Source organism: Alkalibacterium sp. m-11 (genome assembly GCF_054658155.1).
Window position 1 is genome coordinate 1 of the sequence record NZ_BAAGIR010000253.1, and the last position, 1,517, is coordinate 1,517.

At 43.2% G+C, this 1,517-nt stretch carries 1 protein-coding gene; it reads left to right on the forward strand.

The features are described 5' to 3' along the window. Positions 1-125: 125 nt before the first annotated feature. The gene (locus ACYQ2O_RS12210) at positions 126-1,361 is read left to right on the forward strand and encodes a transposase (protein ID WP_459771343.1); all 1,236 of its coding nucleotides are present in this window, start codon (positions 126-128) and stop codon (positions 1,359-1,361) included. The last annotated feature ends 156 nt before the right edge of the window (positions 1,362-1,517 follow it).

Below are 1,517 nucleotides of genomic sequence, written 5' to 3' on the forward strand. Positions count from 1 at the left end.
CATGGAAGCCTCGAGCTTTTTGACTGTCCACAGCAAAAATCTGTGGACAAAATGCACCCTGTTGCGTGTTATAATTGATTCACCACAAAACAAAAAAACAGAACAGGAACTGAGGTTATTTTACCATGAATTCTACAGAAATCTACCAAACAAAACGAAATATATTTACTTATGCGGATAAGTTGACCAAAGGTCTCCCGAAACCAAGAAAGAAATTCTACAGCGATATTTTATTTGGGATGTCTAAATCTCAAAGTACGTTGTTATCAAACATCGCTCGTTCATTGGAGGAGGACATTGATTTGATCTACACCATCAAACGGTTATCCCGCAATGGGTTTGAGAGCGACGATTTGAACCAGGTCCATCAAAACTATTTACATACCGTCAAAACAGCGATCCCGGATGATCCTTTAATCATTGTGGACGAATCCGATATCATTAAGCCGTATGCCGAGAAAATGGAACATTTGTCCCTCGTGCGGGACGGCTCCAAAAGTGTCATTGAAAAAGGGTATACCACCATCAATTTCTCGATGGCTACCCCGAAAACGAAACACCCCATCCCACTCTATAATCATCTCTATTCTTCTCGGGAAGAACTCTTCCAGAGCCAGAATTTCGAAATAGCTAAAGGCTTTAATACCGTCCATTCTTTTCTGGGAGGAAAGAAAGCCACTTTTGTCATGGACCGAGGGTATGACAGTAACGCGATGTTCCAGTATGTGCACAACATCGGTCATTTCTTCGTGACCCGATTGATGGACACGCGGTACCTGCTTCACCGAAATCGACGGATAAAGGTGCCTGACCTAGCGAAACGCCGCAAAGGAAAAATCAATTTCAGAACCGAAATCCAGGGAAAAGAGTATAACCTGAAGGTTAGCCATATAAAGGTCGAACTGCCGGTCTTAAAAGGCACGCCCCTCAATATGATTGTTGTTTATGGCTACGGTGAAAAACCGATGAAGCTGTTAACCAACCATGCCGTCAAAAGCAAGGAGGATGTCCTTCGCATTCTGAAAGGCTACATCACCCGTTGGCGAATTGAAGAGCTGTTCCGCGTCCAAAAAGAAGAATTTCATTTGGAGAAAACCCGAACGATGACGTTAAGCTCGATGCGAATCTTGTATACCATCATGAACTGCATCATTGGTCATTATTCCCTTTCCATCGAAAAAAACACCTGCCACACACAGGTCGTCCTTGCACGTGCCCGCCCCTCCAATGCGTTGGCAAAAATAAAGTTCTATCTTTATCGATTCATCCGAGGGGTCAGCAAGATTCTTTCCTATGATACCGCAGGTATCAAATACTTCCATCGGATTGAACAGCGATCAAGTCAACTGTCTTTGTGGTAAATGGCGAACTTAACTGTTTTTTTAACGCGCTGAAAAGGGCGTTCTATTTGTGTGTCTTCTTACAGTGTTTCAAAGAAATTCATACCAGTGTTCCATTGCCTTCCTCCTACATGCTCGATTTAGAGGCTGCCCTGACGTAAAAAGGGCAAATTCAAA